Annotated in this window: 12 protein-coding genes; 7 read left to right on the top strand and 5 right to left on the bottom strand. The window is 72.7% G+C overall.

What is annotated here, in order from left to right; all coding sequences use genetic code 11:
- Positions 1-83 precede the first annotated feature (83 nt).
- The 4 genes from MON03_RS07860 to MON03_RS07845 all read left to right on the top strand — a co-directional run bounded on the left by MON03_RS07860 (position 84) and on the right by MON03_RS07845 (position 6,479).
- Positions 84-1,631, top strand: a complete 1,548-nt coding sequence (locus tag MON03_RS07860; RefSeq protein ID WP_242091342.1) for a DUF3375 family protein — start codon at positions 84-86, stop codon at positions 1,629-1,631.
- Positions 1,628-2,407 (top strand): DUF4194 domain-containing protein, encoded by a 780-nt coding sequence (locus MON03_RS07855; RefSeq protein ID WP_242091341.1) that lies wholly within the window; start codon positions 1,628-1,630, stop codon positions 2,405-2,407. Before MON03_RS07860 ends, MON03_RS07855 begins: the two co-directional genes overlap by 4 nt.
- Positions 2,404-5,796: an ATP-binding protein gene (locus tag MON03_RS07850; protein ID WP_242091340.1), complete on the top strand. Its 3,393-nt coding sequence runs from the start codon at positions 2,404-2,406 to the stop codon at positions 5,794-5,796. Before MON03_RS07855 ends, MON03_RS07850 begins: the two co-directional genes overlap by 4 nt.
- Positions 5,797-6,188: 392 nt before the next feature.
- Complete coding sequence (locus tag MON03_RS07845; protein WP_022902521.1) at positions 6,189-6,479, top strand: hypothetical protein; 291 nt, start codon at positions 6,189-6,191, stop codon at positions 6,477-6,479.
- Positions 6,480-6,667: 188 nt separating this feature from the next.
- Here MON03_RS07845 and MON03_RS07840 read toward each other — a convergent pair whose 3' ends face one another.
- The gene (locus MON03_RS07840; protein WP_242091339.1) at positions 6,668-8,134 is read right to left on the bottom strand and encodes a peptide MFS transporter; all 1,467 of its coding nucleotides are present in this window, start codon (positions 8,132-8,134) and stop codon (positions 6,668-6,670) included.
- Positions 8,135-8,349: 215 nt separating this feature from the next.
- Here MON03_RS07840 and MON03_RS07835 point away from each other — a divergent pair, with 215 nt between their 5' ends.
- The 3 genes from MON03_RS07835 to MON03_RS07825 all read left to right on the top strand — a co-directional run bounded on the left by MON03_RS07835 (position 8,350) and on the right by MON03_RS07825 (position 11,777).
- A complete protein-coding gene (locus tag MON03_RS07835; protein WP_242091338.1) occupies positions 8,350-10,440 on the top strand; it encodes an acyl-CoA dehydrogenase family protein in 2,091 nt (696 codons plus the stop codon).
- Between the two features lie 78 nt (positions 10,441-10,518).
- Complete coding sequence (locus MON03_RS07830; protein ID WP_022904542.1) at positions 10,519-11,145, top strand: hypothetical protein; 627 nt, start codon at positions 10,519-10,521, stop codon at positions 11,143-11,145.
- Positions 11,142-11,777 carry a hypothetical protein gene (locus MON03_RS07825; RefSeq protein ID WP_022904541.1) on the top strand — a complete coding sequence of 212 codons (636 nt, stop codon included), beginning with the start codon at positions 11,142-11,144 and terminating at the stop codon, positions 11,775-11,777. Before MON03_RS07830 ends, MON03_RS07825 begins: the two co-directional genes overlap by 4 nt.
- Here the strand turns inward: MON03_RS07825 and csrA are convergent.
- From csrA to MON03_RS07805, 4 genes are read right to left on the bottom strand one after another with little or no spacing between them, the layout of a single operon-like run.
- Positions 11,774-12,034, bottom strand: a complete 261-nt coding sequence (csrA, locus tag MON03_RS07820; protein ID WP_242091337.1) for a carbon storage regulator CsrA — start codon at positions 12,032-12,034, stop codon at positions 11,774-11,776. The two genes, MON03_RS07825 and csrA, sit on opposite strands and share 4 nt — an antisense overlap.
- A gap of 4 nt (positions 12,035-12,038) precedes the next feature.
- A complete protein-coding gene (locus MON03_RS07815) occupies positions 12,039-12,947 on the bottom strand; it encodes a hypothetical protein (RefSeq protein WP_242091336.1) in 909 nt (302 codons plus the stop codon).
- Positions 12,922-14,976, bottom strand: a complete 2,055-nt coding sequence (locus MON03_RS07810) for a flagellar biosynthesis protein FlhA (protein ID WP_242091335.1) — start codon at positions 14,974-14,976, stop codon at positions 12,922-12,924. The genes MON03_RS07815 and MON03_RS07810 overlap by 26 nt, the downstream gene beginning before the upstream one ends.
- The gene (locus MON03_RS07805; RefSeq protein WP_175329328.1) at positions 14,973-16,181 is read right to left on the bottom strand and encodes an EscU/YscU/HrcU family type III secretion system export apparatus switch protein; all 1,209 of its coding nucleotides are present in this window, start codon (positions 16,179-16,181) and stop codon (positions 14,973-14,975) included. Before MON03_RS07805 ends, MON03_RS07810 begins: the two co-directional genes overlap by 4 nt.
- Between the last annotated feature and the right edge of the window lie 5 nt (positions 16,182-16,186).

The raw sequence follows: 16,186 nt of genomic DNA, 5'->3' as shown, positions 1-16,186 counted from the left end.
CTTCGACGACACGACCGAGAGCCCGACGCAGCACGCGTCGGGCTCTCGTCATCTGACCAGTTCCGTCCAGTTCGTAGGGGCACATGACCGACGTCGACCTCGAGTTCGCCCGTGTGCGCGCCGTCCTCGACCGGCCGACCCTGCGGCTCCTCTCGCGTCCGACGAGCGCCGCGGTGGTCGCCGTCTTCCGTGCGGTGTTCGACCGGGACGTGCAGTACGTCCCTGCCGACCGGATGCACCTGCAGGTCGAGGAGCACGTCGCGCGGCTGCAGTCGACGGGCGCGCGCGTGCCGGCGGGCGACCAGTCCGGCGACGCCGAGGACGCCCGGCCGAACGGACGCGCGCTGTGCCGCGACTGGGTGGCCGCGCAGTGGCTGGTCCGCTCGAACTCCCCGGACGGCGACGAGCAGTACTCCCTGACGAGCCACGCGCTCGAGGCCCTGAGCCTCGTGGACGCCCTCAGCGCCGACCGTGCCCTCATCAGCGAGAGCCGCCTCGCGATGATCGTCGACGCGGTGCACCGGTGGGCGGCGCGCGCCGAACCCGACCCCGACGTGCAGATCCGACGGCTCGACGCGCAGATCGCCGAACTCCGTGCCGAGCGGGACCGGCTCGCGAGCGGTGACGCCGTCGAGACGGTCGACGACGACCGGATGCGGGACGGCTACACGAACATCTCCGACCTCATCCGGCAGCTGCCGAGCGACTTCAAGCGGGTCGAGGAAGCGGTGGCGACGATGCACCGCTCGATCGTCGAGGACTTCCGCGGCGAGGTGCGTCCGATCGGCGAGATCCTCGACGACTACCTGGCGCGCACGGACAACCTCATGCAGTCGACGCCGGAGGGCCGGGCCTTCGAGGGCGCGTTCGAGCTGCTCCGCGACGACGCCCTGCTGCTCCGGCTACGCGACGACATCGGCACGATCCTCGCGCACCCGTTCGCCGCCGCGCTCGAACCCGGGGAGCGCCGGGCCTTCCGCAACACGGTGAGCATCCTCCGCCAGGGCATCGAGGACGTCCTCGCCCGGCGCCGGCAACTGACCGCGACCCTGCGCGACCAGATCGTGGCGCACGACGTCGTCCGCGACCGCGAGCTCGACACGGTCCTCCGCTCGGTCAACCGCGGCCTCGCGGCCTGGATCGAGCAGGGTTCCGCGCGGGACCGCGTCCCGCTCGGCCTGCTCCCCGACCAGGCGGAGGTCGAGACGCTCCGCGAACGCCTCTACGACCCCGACACCGAGTCCGTGCCCCCACCGATCGAGGAACCCGACGACGACGTCTTCGAGGACCTCGACGTCGACACCCTCCGACGGCACGGCGGCCCGCTGCTGGCCGAGCTCCGCGACGCGCTCCGGTCCGCGACCGCCGCGACGAGTTCCGCCGCCTTCCACGGCCTGCCCGACGAGCAGCGGCGGCCGGTCGAGCTCTTCGGCCTGGCCCACCTGCTCACCGGGCGGCCCGACTTCGAGGACGCCCGGCACGTCGTCGCACACCACACCGTGCGTCCCGACGGCAGCGCGGTCACCTTCCACATGCCCACCGCGGACCTCGCGGACGGCGACGCCACCGTCCGCGTCGACGCGGCGGACGATCCAGCACCTTCAACACCACACGGACAGGAGGCACGGTGAGCGACACCACGCCGGCACCGGTCGACGACACGGCCGGGTTCGCGGACACGGCCGAGGTCGACGACTTCGGCACGGTCCCGCAGGACGAGGTCCGCGACGAGACGAGCTTCGCCCTCTTCGAGGGCGACGAGGGCCGACTCGACGAGCCGCAGCGACGCGCGTTCGTCGCGCTGCTCCGCCACACCTACGTGAGCGCGCGCACGCACGCCGACGAGTGGCGTGCGGTGCTCGACGCCGAGGCGCAGCTGCGGTCGCGGCTCAACGACCTCTTCCTCGAGCTCCACGTGGACCGCGACCGCGAGGTCGCCTGGAAGCGCCAGGCCCGCTCGGAGAGCCAGCGCCGGGCGTTCCCGACCCTCCTGCGCGACGTGCCGTACACGCGCGAGGAGACGATCGTGCTCGTCTGGCTCCGCATGCGCCTGCGCGCGGACACCCGACCGGGTCCGGACCAGGTGGTCGTCGACCGGTCGGAGATCCTCGGGCACGTGGCCGGGTTCCTGCCCGCCGGGTCGACCGACCGCACCCGCGACGAGGCCCGCGTGGCGAGCGCCGTCGACCGGCTCGTCCGTGCGCGCATCCTGCTGCGCACCACCGACCCGGACCGGTTCCGCGTCGCGAGCGTGGTCGAGGTGTTGCTCCCCCTCGAGCGACTCCTGGAACTCGACACCTGGTTGCGGACCGCGACCAGCGACGGCGGCGAGGTCGTCGACGGAGCCGCACCGGGCCTCCAGTCCGAGTCGACCGACACCGACGACGAAGGCGAGCCGGCAGCATGACCGACACCGCGATCGGCCGCACCGCGCCGGACGAGTACGCGATGCCCGCGCTGTTCGACACCGTGGCGCAGTGGCGCGCCGAGTCGATGCAGGTCGTCAACTGGGGCGGCTTCCACGGGCACCGCCAGGTGGAGCTGTCCGGCACGGCCACGCTGATCTCGGGGGCGTCCGGGACGGGCAAGTCGACACTGATGGACGCGTACCTCGCGGTGATGATGCCGTCCGACGTGCCGTTCAACGGGGCGTCGAACGACATCACGACCGGGCGTGCGCGCGGCGCGGACCAGCGCAACCTGCTCACATACCTGCGGGGCAAGGTCGACACGCAGCGCGACCCGGAGACCGGCGCCCTGCGGGACGTGAACCTCCGCGGCGACGACCGGACGACCTGGGGCGCGGTCGCGGTCACCTTCCGGAACGACGACGAGCGCCGCTTCACCGTCCTGCGCACGTACATCGTGCCGAAGCGCGCCCGCGGCGTCGGCGACATCCAGATGACCATGGCGACGGTCGACGACACCTTCGACCTGCGGCGGCTCGAGGAGTTCGTGCCCTCGCGGTTCCACCACCTCGAACTGACGGGCCGGGTCCCCGGACTCGTCATCCGCGACACCTACCAGGAACTCGCGTACACGCTGCAGACCCGGCTCGGCATCGGCGACTCCGGTGGCGGCAACCGGGCGATGCGACTGCTCGCGCGCATCCAGGCCGGACAGCACCTGCCGACCGTGGACGCGCTCTACAAGTCCCTCGTGCTCGAGACCCCGGCGACCTACGAGGCGGCGGACCGGGCGCTCGCGCACTTCTCCGCCCTCGACGAGGCGTACGAGGCGATGGACACCGAGGAGCGCAAGGTCCGCATCCTCTCCCCCATCGTCGACCTGCACGCCGAGATCTCCCGGTCGAAGGCCGCCGCGGCCGCGCTGGACGGCATCGCCACGGGTGCCGAGGTCTCCCCGTTCGCCCACTGGACGGCGTCGCGGAAGCGTGCCCTGCTGGACGACGAGGTCGCCCGGAACGCCCGCGAGCGCACCGCGGCACGCGCGGAGGTGTCCGCGGCCGAGGCCCGGCACGCAGCGGTCGAGATCGAGCTCCGCGATGCCGAGGCCCGACTCCGCGACCAGGGCGGCAACGCCCTCGCGCAGCTCGAGGACCGCATCGACCGTCGGACCCGCGAACGCGACACCGTCGCCCGGACGCGTGCGACGTTCGAGGAACGCACGGCGGTCCTCGAGACCACGATCGACTCCGAGCAGTCGTTCGGGGCCGCGCAGCGCACCGCCCACGAGTTCCTCGGCTCCTACGCGGAATCGCGTTCGTCGCTCGACGAACGGCGCGACGCCCTGACCCGCGAGGAGTACCCGCTCCTCGACCGCGAGCGGACCCTGCGCCAGGAGCGGCAGTCCCTCGAGCACCGCCAGGGCGCGATGCCGCTGCCGATGCACGAGGCCCGGGTCGCGATGGCACGCGCCGCCGGCATCGACCCCGCCGACCTGCCCTTCGTGGCCGAGCTGCTCGACGTCCTGCCCGGCGAGGAGCCCTGGCGGACGGCGATCGAGTCCGTCCTGGCACCGGTCGCGCGGACGCTCCTGGTCGACCAGGAGCGGCTCGACGCCTTCAGCGCGGCGATCGACGGGCTGCGCCTGCCGGTCCGGGTCCAGTTCGAGGGTGTGCCGACCGGTCCGCACATCGACCTCGACGGCGACCCCGCGATGGTGTCCGGCAAGCTCGCCATCAAGCCCTCCCCGTTCAGCACCTGGGTGCGCGAGCGGATCGAGTCCGAACGGACCGACGCCCGGTGCGTGCAGGACGCAGCGGACCTCGGTGGCGGTGGTCGCCGGGTCACGATCGCCGGACAGCTCCGCGACGGCCGCCGGGGCGCCCACGGCGACCGGCGCCAGGCGAACGTCATCGGCTTCACGAACGAGGCACGGGTCACCGCCGTCGAGGACGAACTCGCCTCGATCGCGCAGGACCTCGCGACGCTCGAGGCGCGTCGGACCGACGTCGCGCAGGACATCGCGTCCCTCGACACCCTCCGCGCGGCGCACCAGCACGTGGTCGACGCGACCTGGGACGGCATCGACGTCGCCGGCGTGGACGCCTCCCTCACCCAGCTCGACGAGGAACGCCAGGCGCTGCTCGCCGCCGACGACGGACTGCGGACCCTCCGCGCGGCGGTCAGCCGGCTCCGCGCGGCCCTCGACGAGGCGTCCGACCGCCGGTCCGCCGCACGGCTGTCCGTCACACGGCTCGAGGAGCGGCACGGCGTGCTCGTCGACGGGCAGGACGCGGCCGCCGAGATCCTCGCGCGGTTCGACGACGCCCCGGAGGCGATGCCCGACGACGAACAGGCCCGGCTGCTGACCGAGACGTTCGCGGAGGTCGGCGCACCGGACGGCATCGACGGCTTCGACGACGCGGCCCGACGGTTGCGGCGACGGCTCGAGGAACGACTCTCGCAGGCGCTCGACGGTGCGGCGGCGGCCTCCACCGCGCTGACGCTCACGTTCCAGCGCTACCAGGACGCGTGGCCCGACCCGAACCTCGGTACCGGCGTGGCCTCCTACCCCGACTACCACGCGATCCTCGACCAGATCGTCGCCACCGGCCTGCACGCCCGACGCACCGAGTGGCGTCGACGGCTGTCGCAGTGGAGCGGCGAGGACCTCGTCCCGCTCGCCGGCGCGTTCGACCGCGCGGTCGTGGAGATCGAGGAGCGTCTCGAACCCGTCAACGAGATCCTCCGGGAGCTGCCGTTCGGGGCGAACCGCGACCGGCTGAAGATCGTCATCCGCCGCGTGACCCGCGAGGAGGTCGCGTCGTTCCGCAAGGAGCTGCGCGCACTGTCCGCGTCCGTCGACACCGAGCTGACCGACGACGTGCTCGAGACCCGGTTCCGCCGACTCCGCCGGTTCATGGCGATCATCCGCCCCGACCCCGCATCACCCCGTGGTCGCACGACCGCGCGTGACGCGGTGCTCGATGTCCGACGGCACATGGAGATCACTGCGGTGCGGTACGACGTCGACGGCAACGACCTCGGCGTGTACTCCTCCCTCGGCGACAAGTCGGGCGGCGAGACACAGGAGCTCGTGGCGTTCATCGTCGGTGCGGCGCTGCGGTACCAGCTCGGCGACGAGACGCGGCCGCGGCCCCGGTTCGCCCCGGTGTTCCTCGACGAGGCGTTCATCAAGGCGGACTCGGAGTTCGCCGGTCGTGCGGTGACGGCGTGGCTCCGGCTCGGGTTCCAGCTCGTCGTGAGTGCGCCGCTCGACAAGGTCACGGCGCTCGAGCCGTCGATGGAGCGGCTGCTGTCGATGCGGAAGCACCCCGACACGGGCTACTCGTCGATCACGGAGATCGCCCGGGTGGCGCCGGGGGCGTAGGGGCGCGCACGGGCGGGCGGGCGCGCGGGCGCGGCGCGAAGGTCACGACACCCCGCTCACGTACGGCCGAAGGTCACGAACCGTCGCCCGGCGTGCGCGAGAGCGACGCCTCGCGACCGACGGACGCGGCACACACGGGACGTCGTGACCGGGTCGGGAGGGGCCGGGACGCGAATGAACGGGGTACTCGACCGGCCCCGGGCGGCCACGACACCCCGTTCACGTACGACCGAAGATCACGAGCCGTCGCCCGGCGCGCGCGTGAGCGACGCCTCGTGACCAACGGACGCGGCGCGCGCGGGGTGTCGTGACCGGCGCGTGGTCCTCCGGGACTGGAGGGCCGTGGGAGGGGACGGACCAGAGCGCCGGACACGGGGCGGTACGGTGGGCGGGTGTTCGGACGCCGCTCCCCCAGCCCTCGCCCCGACGACCGTGCCGGCCTCGGCATCGGCGCGCTCGTGCAGGTCGTCGACCCCGGCCAGGGCGGCGAGCACTGGGCCGACGAGCCGATCGGCGTCATCGTCGCGCCGGGGGCCAGCCAGCTCGGCGGCACCCAGCGCACCTGGACGGTCGCGTTCGACGAGCCCGCCTACACGACGGACGGCCGCGGCCCCTTCGAGCGCGCGACCGTCCTGAGTCGTCAGTTGGTGCCGGTCGAGCCGGCAGCTGGGCCCGAGGCCTAGTACTCCTCGGAGCCGCTCTTCATCATGGCTGCCGCGGCCATGCACAGCCCGACGCCGCCGAGCACGCCGATCCCGATGATGACGCCTGCGATGACTTCGAGCATGTCCGTGACTCCTTGGTAGCGGGGGCCGATGTGGCAGCCCTCAGGCTACCGGATGCGACCCGGCGGTGCGGTCGGGCGCGCTGATCAGCGGACGCCGCGCATGAGGCGCAGGACCGGCTTGGCGAACACGAGCAGGAGGACGCCCACCACGACGGCGGCGAGGCCGAGCACGGTGAAGTACGGCGCCTCGTCGGCAGGGTCGTAGTACTGCGACAGGACACCCGTGGCCGCGGTGCCGAGCGACACCGACAGGAAGAACAGCGCGACCATCTGGGTCTGGAACTTCGCGGGTGCGAGCTTTGTCGCGACGGACTGGCCGACGGGCGAGAGCAGCAGCTCGGCGATCGTGAAGACGAGCAGGATCGCGACCAGGACCAGCAGCGGCGTCCCGTTCCGACCGGTGCCGACGAAGGGCAGGAAGAGCAGGAACGCCACGCCCATGATGCCGGTGCCGAGGGCGAACTTCGTCGGCGTGGACGGCTGACGGTCGCCGAGCTTCGTCCAGATCGCCGCGAACACCCCGGACAACACGATGATGAAGACCGGGTTGATCGACTGTGCCCACGAGACGGGCATCTCCCACCCGAAGAGCGACCGGTCGAGGCGCTGGTCCGCGTAGATCGTCACGACGGTGAACTGCTGCTGGTACAGCGACCAGAACACCGCGCTCGCGATGAACAGCGGGATGAAGGCGAACACCCGTGAGCGCTCCTCCGCGGTGATGCCACTGCCGAGGATGACGACGAAGTAGCCGACGGTCGCGACGATCACGATGGCGACCACGACCGTCGGCAGGTTCCGGACGTTCAGCAGCCCGGTGAGGACCGCGGTCACGACGAGCGCGAGGGCAACGACGACCAGGCTCGCGACGAGCGGCAGGCGTCGACGGTCGATCGGGTTGCTGACGTGGCGGACGACCTCGGGCAGGTGGCGACGGCGGATGCCGTACTGGACGAGACCGGCGGCCATGCCGATCGCGGCGAGGCCGAACCCGAAGTGGAAGCCGAGCGCGCTCTGCAGCAGGCCGGTGAGCAGCGGCCCGAAGAACGCGCCGAGGTTCACGCCGAGGTAGTACAGCGAGAAGCCCGCGTCCCGCCGCGGGTCGTCCTTCCGGTAGAGGCCGCCGACGATCGTCGTGGCGGTCGCCTTGAGCCCACCGGAGCCGAGCGCGATGAGGACGAGACCGACACCGACACCCGCGACCCCGGGCAGGAGCGCGAGCGCGATGTGCCCGAGCATGACGACGACCGCGCTGCCGAAGAGCGTCCGGTCGGCGCCGACCAACCGGTCCGAGATCCACGCGCCGATGATCGTGAAGAGGTACACGGCACCGCCGTACGCACCCATGATGCCGCCGGCGAGCTTCTCGTCGATGCCGAGCCCGCCCTGCGACACCGTGTAGTACATGTAGATCAGGACGATGCCCTGCATGCCGTAGAACGAGAACCGCTCCCACAGCTCGACCGCGAACGGCGTGGACAGTTCGAACGGCTGTCCGAAGAAGGTGCGCTCGGTGCGGGGCTCGTGGCCCGGTGCGGTGGTACCTGACATGCCGCACAGTCTGCCCTCGAGGGCCGGTGCCCTCACAATCGTCGATGGGTGCTCACAAAATCTGCGGCCCGCGCCTTGGAGGGTTCCCACGAGCGCCGACCGGTCCCGGACCCCGGTCTTTGTCCCGCCCGCACGGCGTTCACGCCGCGAGCAGGTGTGGTGCATAGCGTGGGTTCTGCAACACCGGACACCGCAGTTCAGGAGGACTCCCGACCATGGTCGACACCGCATCCGCGCAGAGCACGAGCACGCCGAAGGCCGACGCCACCGGCGACCCCGCAGCGGGCACCCCGGTCGGCTCGACCGCGGCCGACGTGCGCATCGACGTCGACCTCGTCGCCGAACTCCTCCTCGGCCGCTGGGCGGAGGACCGTCGGATCTCGCGGCGGCTCGCGCTCGACCCGGCCATGCACAAGATCGAGGGCATGCCGTACGCCGACGCCCGGTCGCGCACCCTCGACCAGCTCCGGATCCTCGTCGAGGCCGGCGCGATCCAGCGGCCCTACCCGGCGGAGTTCGGCGGCCAGGACAACCACGGCGGCAACCTCGCCGCCTTCGAGGAGCTGACCACCGCCGACCCGTCGATGCAGATCAAGGCGGGCGTGCAGTGGGGCCTCTTCGGCTCGGCCGTCCACCACCTCGGCACCGAGCGGAACCACCGCGAGTTCCTGCCGGGCATCGTGTCCTTCGAGGTGCCCGGGTGCTTCGCGATGACCGAGACCGGCCACGGGTCCGACGTGCAGAGCATCGCCACGAGCGCGACCTACGACCCGGAGACCCGGGAGTTCGTCATCCACACGCCGTTCCGCGGCGCCTGGAAGGACTACATCGGCAACGCGGCCCTCCACGGCAAGGCGGCCGTCGTGTTCGCGAAGCTCGTGACGCAGGGCGTCGACCACGGTGTGCACGCCTTCTACGTGCCGATCCGCGACGCCGACGGCACCTTCCTGCCCGGCGTCGGTGGCGAGGACGACGGCTACAAGGGCGGTCTGAACGGCATCGACAACGGCCGGCTGCACTTCGACCACGTCCGCGTCCCGCGCACGAACCTGCTCAACCGCTACGGCGACGTCGCCGAGGACGGCACCTACTCGTCGCCGATCGCCTCGCCCGGCCGGCGGTTCTTCACGATGCTCGGCACGCTCGTGCAGGGCCGCGTCTCCCTCGACGGCGCCGCAGTCGTCGCCCAGAAGATCGGCCTGGAGATCGCGCTGACGTACGCGATGCAGCGTCGGCAGTTCCCGACGGGCGACGGCACCGAGGGCGTCCTGCTCGACTACGGGCGGCACCAGCGTCGGCTCATCCCCCGGCTCGCCACCGTGTTCGCACAGTCGTTCGCCCACGAAAAACTGCTCCGGACCTTCGACGACGTCTTCAGTGGGCGCGAGGACACCCCGCAGCGCCGGGAGGACCTCGAGACCCAGGCCGCCGCCTTCAAGGCGATGTCGACCTGGTCGGCCCTCGACACGCTCCAGGAGTGCCGCGAGGCCTGCGGCGGCGCCGGCTTCCTCGCCGAGAACCGTCTCACCGGCCTCCGCGCCGACCTCGACGTCTACGTGACGTTCGAGGGCGACAACACCGTCCTGCTGCAGCTCGTCGGGAAGCGACTGCTCACCGACTTCCGCGCCCGGGCGCCGAAGGACGCCGCCGCCACCGCACGCTTCGTCGCGGCCACCGCGGCCGCCAAGCTCGCCGACGCGTCCGGGATCCGTCGCCTCGAGCAGACCCTCGCGGACCGCGGCTCGCTCGCGGCCAGCGTCACGGACCTGCAGGACCCGAAGACGCAGCGCGAGCTCCTCGCCGGGCGGGTCGACACGATGGTCACCGAGATCGGCATGCGGCTCGCGGCGGCGGGCAAGGACCGTGCGCGCGCAGCACGGCTGCTGAACCGCTCCCAGCACGACCTGATCGAGGCGGCGAAGGCACACGCGCAGCTCATGCAGTGGGACGCCTTCACCGAGGCGCTCGAGGAGGTCCCCGAGGGCGACTCCCGTCGTGTCCTCGTGTGGCTCCGCGACATGTTCGCCCTCGGCCTGCTCGAGCAGCACCTCGACTGGTACCTCGTGCACGGGCGGCTCACCGCGCAGCGAGCGCGTGCGGTGTCCGCGTACACCGACCGCCTGGTCGCCCGGGTGCGCCCGGTGGTGCCGCAGCTGCTCGAGACCTTCGGGTACGAGCCCGGTCACGTCCGTGCCCCGATCGCCCTCGGTGCCGAGCAGGAGCGTCAGGAGGAGGCCCGTGCTTGGTTCGCCGCCGAGGCCGCGGCGGGACGACTGCCCGAACAGGAGAAGAAGCCGCGCGCGTGACAATCCCGCACGCCCGGTCAACCCTGCGGGGTTGATTCTGGGGTTGTCAACCTCGTAGGGTTGACACGAGGAGGGGCGATGTTCGTGATCACGGCCGACCAGGTCGACAGCCGAGCGGGGTCCGACCGTGTCGAGGCCGCGCTGCGCTCGGTGCGCGACGTGCTCGGGGACGCTGCGGCGCTCCCACCGGACCGCACGGCCGGAGACGAGTTCCAGGTGCTCGTCGCCGAACCCGGGGCGGCCGTCGACGTGGTCCGGACCCTGACCCGGCAGGGCGGCTGGAGCATCGGTGTCGGCATCGGTCCCGTCGAGCGACCGCTCCCGACGACGACCCGGGCGGCGACCGGCCCGGCGTTCTACGCGGCGCGCGACGCCGTCGAGCGGGCGAAGGCCGTCCCGGAGCGGTTCGCGCTGGAGGTCGCGCCCGGGCTCGCGCGCACCACCGCCGAGGTCGAACCGCTCGTCGCCCAGACGGTCCGGTCCCTCGCCCGACGCTCCCGGGAGGGATGGGAGCTCGCGGACCTGCTCGACCGTGGGTACTCGCGGACCGAGGCAGCGGCGCGGCTCGACATCACCCCGCAGGCGGTGGCGAAGCGGTACGCCTCGGCCGACCTGCGCAGCGACGCCCCGGTCCGCGGAGCGCTCGCGTCGCTCCTCGGCAGCGCCGACCGGGAACGCCACGACGACGAGGAGCCCACCCCGTGACCACCACGCTCTGGCTCGTCGCTGCCGCCGTCGTCCTCGCGACCGCCGCGTGGAGCACCGTCCGCCCGGTGCCCGCTGTCGCGCGCGCGGTCCCCGCGGTCGTCGTCCTGCTGGCCCTCCTCGCCGTCCGGATCGGCACCGGGACGATCGCCCCGGGTCCCGCCGAGCGCACCGCCCACCCGCCGCACGGTCTCGTCGCGTCCGCGCCCGACGCGGTCGTCGGCACCGTGCTCGCCGCCGCGGTGTGCCTGGTGGGCATCCTCGCGGGCAGCGCGGTGACGGGCGCCGTCCTCGGGGTCGCGATGCGGGGCGACCTCCGGCGCGGGGACGTGCGCCGGGGCACGCACGGCGGCATCCTCGTCAGCACCCGGGACGAGCCCCTCGGCAGCAGCACGGCGCCGGAGCCGTCGGAGGTCCTCCGCGGCGGGTCCGTGATCGGCTTCCTCGAGCGCTTCGCGATCGTCGGCGCCGCGCTCGTCGGTCACCTCGAGATCGTCGCCGCCGTGATCGCGGTCAAGGGACTCGGCCGGTTCTCCGAGCTCGACTCACCGGCCGCACGCGAGCGGTTCATCGTCGGCACGCTCACGAGCACGTGCTGGGCCGGCCTCGCGGCCGCGGTCGTCCTGCTCTAGGACGACGAGCCGCCCAGCTCCCCCAGCGCACGCCGCAACCGCGCCGCCGCGTCGTCGTCGGTCCCCGCGGAGGCCGCCGCAGCAGCCTCGGCGTTCGCCTCGGTCACGGCCCGGACGACCTCCTCGCGCTGGATCTTCACACCGCGCGGCGCGTCGATCCCGATGCGGACCCCGTCGCCACGCCCGTCGAGCACCGTGATGACGATGTCGTCACCGACGAGGATCCGCTCGCCGACCTTCCGCGTGAGTACCAGCACCCCGTCAGCCTAGCGACAGGACGGGCACTCCCAGCAGGTGGACCGACTCCGGCGTGGCGGTCTCGGCGGCTCCGATCGCCACGACCCCGGCGACGGTCACGCGTCCACCGACCGCGCCGAGCATCGCCTCGGCGTCCTCGGTCTTCCGTCCGACGTCCACGACGAGCCACACCTGGTCCGCGCCGAGTGCCTCGATCGTCGCGCCGTCGTCCCACGCCGCGACCGCGAGCACGGTCGCGCCATCGCGGACGCCGTCGGCGCGCGCGAGGATCGCCGCGCGCCGGTCCGCGGCGGACGTGGGACGGAGGGCGTGACGGGTGGCGAACAGCCCGGCCACGGCGTCGACGTCGCCGGCCCGGCCGACGAGCAGGACCAGGTCGCCGTCCGCGGAGCGCACCTGCGGCGGGACCGGCCGCACGCGCACCGGAGGGGTGTCGAGGAGGGGTGACGCGCCTCCAGGCAGGGTGTCGGTGACGGCCTGGAGGCGCGACCCGCCCTGGTCGGGCAGGCTGCGGACCGCCGGTGCGGACGGTGGTGCCACCGCGATCGCGGGCGCGATCCCGTCCGCGACGAAGCCGTCGAGGACCGACGCGAACGCGTCGGCGCGGGTGGCGCCCGTGCCGTCCGCGGCGGCGATGCGCGACTCGGCGGCCTCGGCGTCGGCGAGCAGCGCGGCGATGCCCGCGCGCTGCACGGGACCGTCGGCGATCGCGACGACCGCGGTGGGGAGCTCGTCGGGCGAGGGCACCTCGACGGTGGCCTCGACGTGCGCCTTGCGGAACAGTCCGGCGATGCCGGGGGTCGTCACCCGTTCGGCGGCGACGATGCGCGCCGCGGGACCGAACTCCTCGCGGACGGCGTCGCGCACCGCGTCGAGGGTCGCCCCGTCACGCTGCAACCGCGTCGGTGACACGGACCACCCCCACGGTCTCGATGGTGGAGCCCGCCGCCGTCGCCTCCTGGTACGAGAGCACCGGCAGCCCGTTCGACTGCGCGGCGACCATGCGGTGCACCGCCGGGCGGAGCTGCGGCGCGCAGACGAGCACGGCGGACAAGCCCTGGTCCTCGACGGAGCGGACGGCGTCGCGGACCGAGCCGAGCACCTGCTCGATGCGGTGCGCGTCGAGCACGATCTGGGTCCCCTGCTCCGACGGACGCAGCCCCTCGAGCATCGCCTGCTCGAGCAGCGGGTCGATCATGATGACGCGCAGGACACCGTCGTCGGTGTGCCGGGCCACGAGCGCCGGGCCGAGGGCCGCGCGGGCGGACTCGACGAGTCCCTCGGGGTCGGTGGACACCTTCGCCCGGAGCGTCAGGGCCTCGCAGATGCGGCCGAGGTCGTTGATCGGGACCCGCTCGGCGAGGAGCCCCTGCAGGACGCGCTGCAGCTCGGCCATCGAGAGCATGCCGGGGACGAGCTCGTCGACCGCGGCGGGGTTCACCTGCTTGACGCCCTCGGTGAGGACCTTGACGTCCTCGCGGGTGAGCAGCCGCGCGGCGTTGTCGCCGATGACCGCCTGCAGGTGCGTGACGAGCACGGACACCCGGTCGATCACGGTGGCACCGGTCATCTCCGCGGCGTGCCGGAGCTCGGCGGGCACCCACTTGCCCGCGAGGCCGAACACCGGCTCGACGGTCGTCGTGCCGGGGAGCCCGTCGAGCTGGTCGCCGAGGGCGAGGACGCTCCGCGACGGTGCGGTGCCGCGGCCGGCCTCGACGCCCGCGATCCGGATCGCGTACGTCGACGGGGGCAGGTCGATGCTGTCACGCGTCCGGACCGGAGGGACGACGATGCCCATGTCCACCGCGATCTTGCGCCGCAGCGCCCGCACCCGACCGAGCAGGTCGTCCGACGCGCCGGAGACCATGTCGACGAGGTCCGGGGCGAGCAGGATCTCGAGCGCATGCACCCGCATCTGCTCGATGAGGTCCTCGGGGGTGTCCGCGCTCGGTGCCGCCGACTCGAGGGCACGGGCCTGCTCCGCCGCGGCGGCCTCCCGCTTCGCGTTCTGTCCGATCCGCCACCCCGTGAACAGGAGCACGCCCCCGACGATGAGGAAGGCGAGGACCGGCATGCCGGGGATGAAGCCCATCGCGACGGCCGCGACACCCGCGATCGTCAGCGCGTTGCGGGACTGGGACAGCTGCGCCGCCGCGCTCGAGCCCATCTCGGTCTCGGCGCCGGAGCGGGTGACGATCATGCCCGTCGAGACCGCCATGAGGAGGGCCGGGATCTGCGTCACGAGCCCGTCGCCGATGGTCAGGATGCCGTACTTGCCGAGGGCGTCCGTGATCGAGAGCCCGTTCTGCAGCATGCCGATCGCGATGCCGCCGACGAGGTTGATGACGATGATGAGGATGCCCGCGATCGCGTCGCCCTTGACGAACTTCGACGCGCCGTCCATCGCGCCGTAGAAGTCCGCCTCGGCGGACACCGCGGCCCGGCGTTCCTTCGCCTCCGCGTCCGTGATGAGCCCGGCGTTGAGGTCCGCGTCGATCGCCATCTGCTTGCCCGGCATCGCGTCGAGGGTGAAGCGGGCGCCGACCTCGGCCACGCGCTCGGCGCCCTTCGTCACGACGACGAACTGGATCACCACGAGGATGAGGAAGATCACCGCGCCGATGATGATCGACCCGGACACCGCCACGTGCCCGAACGCCTGGATGACGTCGCCGGCGAACCCCTGTCCGAGCACGAGGCGCGTCGAGGCGACGTTGAGGCCGAGCCGGAACAGCGTCGCGACGAGCAGGAGCGACGGGAAGACCGAGAAGTCGAGCGGCTTCTTCACGAACAGGGTCGTGAGGAGGATCACGAGGGCCAGCAGGATGTTGCAGATGATGAGCACGTCGAGCAGGAACGACGGCACCGGCAGGATCAGCAGCAGGATGATGCCGACGATGAAGACCGGGACGACGAGCTTCGGCAGGTCCTTGCGGTTCACGCGGGAACCCCTTCCGTGGGAGCGTCTCCGCTCGGGGTCTGAGCAGGGCGCGGGGAGCGGAGCCTGCGGGGACGGACGTCGCCCGTGAGGGTGGTCGGGTCCAGCACGGTCGCGACCTCGTCCGCCGTGGTCGGTCGCGGCGCCGCGTGGGTGCCCGCGGCGGCACCGCGGGCGGTGAGCTGCATGACGAACGACAGGACGCGGGCGACCGGCGTGTAGAGGTCGACCGGGATCTCCTGTCCGAGCTCGCACGCGGCGTGGAGGGCACGGGTGAGCGGGACGTCCTGGACGATCGGGACGCGGGCGTCGAGCGCCTTCTCCCGGATCGCCTCCGCCACCGGACCGGCGCCCTTCGCCACGACCCGGGGCGCGGACTTCCCGGGCTCGTAGGCGATCGCGACGGCGTAGTGGGTCGGGTTCGTCATGACGACGTCCGCCGTGCCGATCGCGGAGATCATCCGGTTGCGGCTCATCGCCATCTGCCGGGACCGCCGCTGCGACCGGATGAGCGGATCGCCGTCGGACTGCTTGTTCTCGTCCTTGACCTCGCGCTTGGTCATCATGGTGCGCTTGCGGTTCCGGCGGACCACGACGAAGACGTCCACCGCCGCGAGCAGGAGCCCGGCCGCGATCGCCGCGCGGAGGAGGGTGCCGACGCCGTCGGACGCCGCCGAGAGGACCGACGTCAGCGGCAGCGACCCGCTCGTCATGAGCACGGGCACGAGTCCCTGCACGGCGAACCAGAGCACGAGCCCGACGACCGCGGTCTTGAGCAGCGCCTTCACGCCGTTCCACAGCGCCTGCACGCCGAACACGCGCTTGAACCCCTGCACCGGGTCGAAGTGGTCCGGCTGGGGTGCCATGCGCCGGAAGTGCACACCGCCCTGCGCCACCGCGGTCGCGAGCGCGGCGACGGCGGTGACGCCGAGCATCGGGCCGATGATGGTGCCCACCGACGCCATGGCCTCACCGAACACCCGGTTCATCGTGCCGATCGTCGGGTCCGCGATCACGGTCTGCACCGCGGCGAGCTGGGACGTGCCGGCCGCTGCCGCGTTCCCGACCGCTGCCGGCATCATGACGGCCGCGGCCGCGATCCCGACCCACGCGCCGAGGTCCTGCGACCGCCCGAGCTGCCCCTTGCGGTGCACCTCGCGCATGCGCTTGTCGGTCGCCTTCTCGGACCGCTCTCCACTGTCGGACACGGGAC

Origin of the sequence: Curtobacterium sp. DN_7.5 (assembly GCF_022655355.1) — a bacterium.
GTDB lineage: Bacteria > Actinomycetota > Actinomycetes > Actinomycetales > Microbacteriaceae > Curtobacterium > Curtobacterium luteum.
The sequence above is the reverse complement of the archived record's forward strand: the minus strand, read 5'-3'. Positions and strand labels throughout refer to the sequence as shown.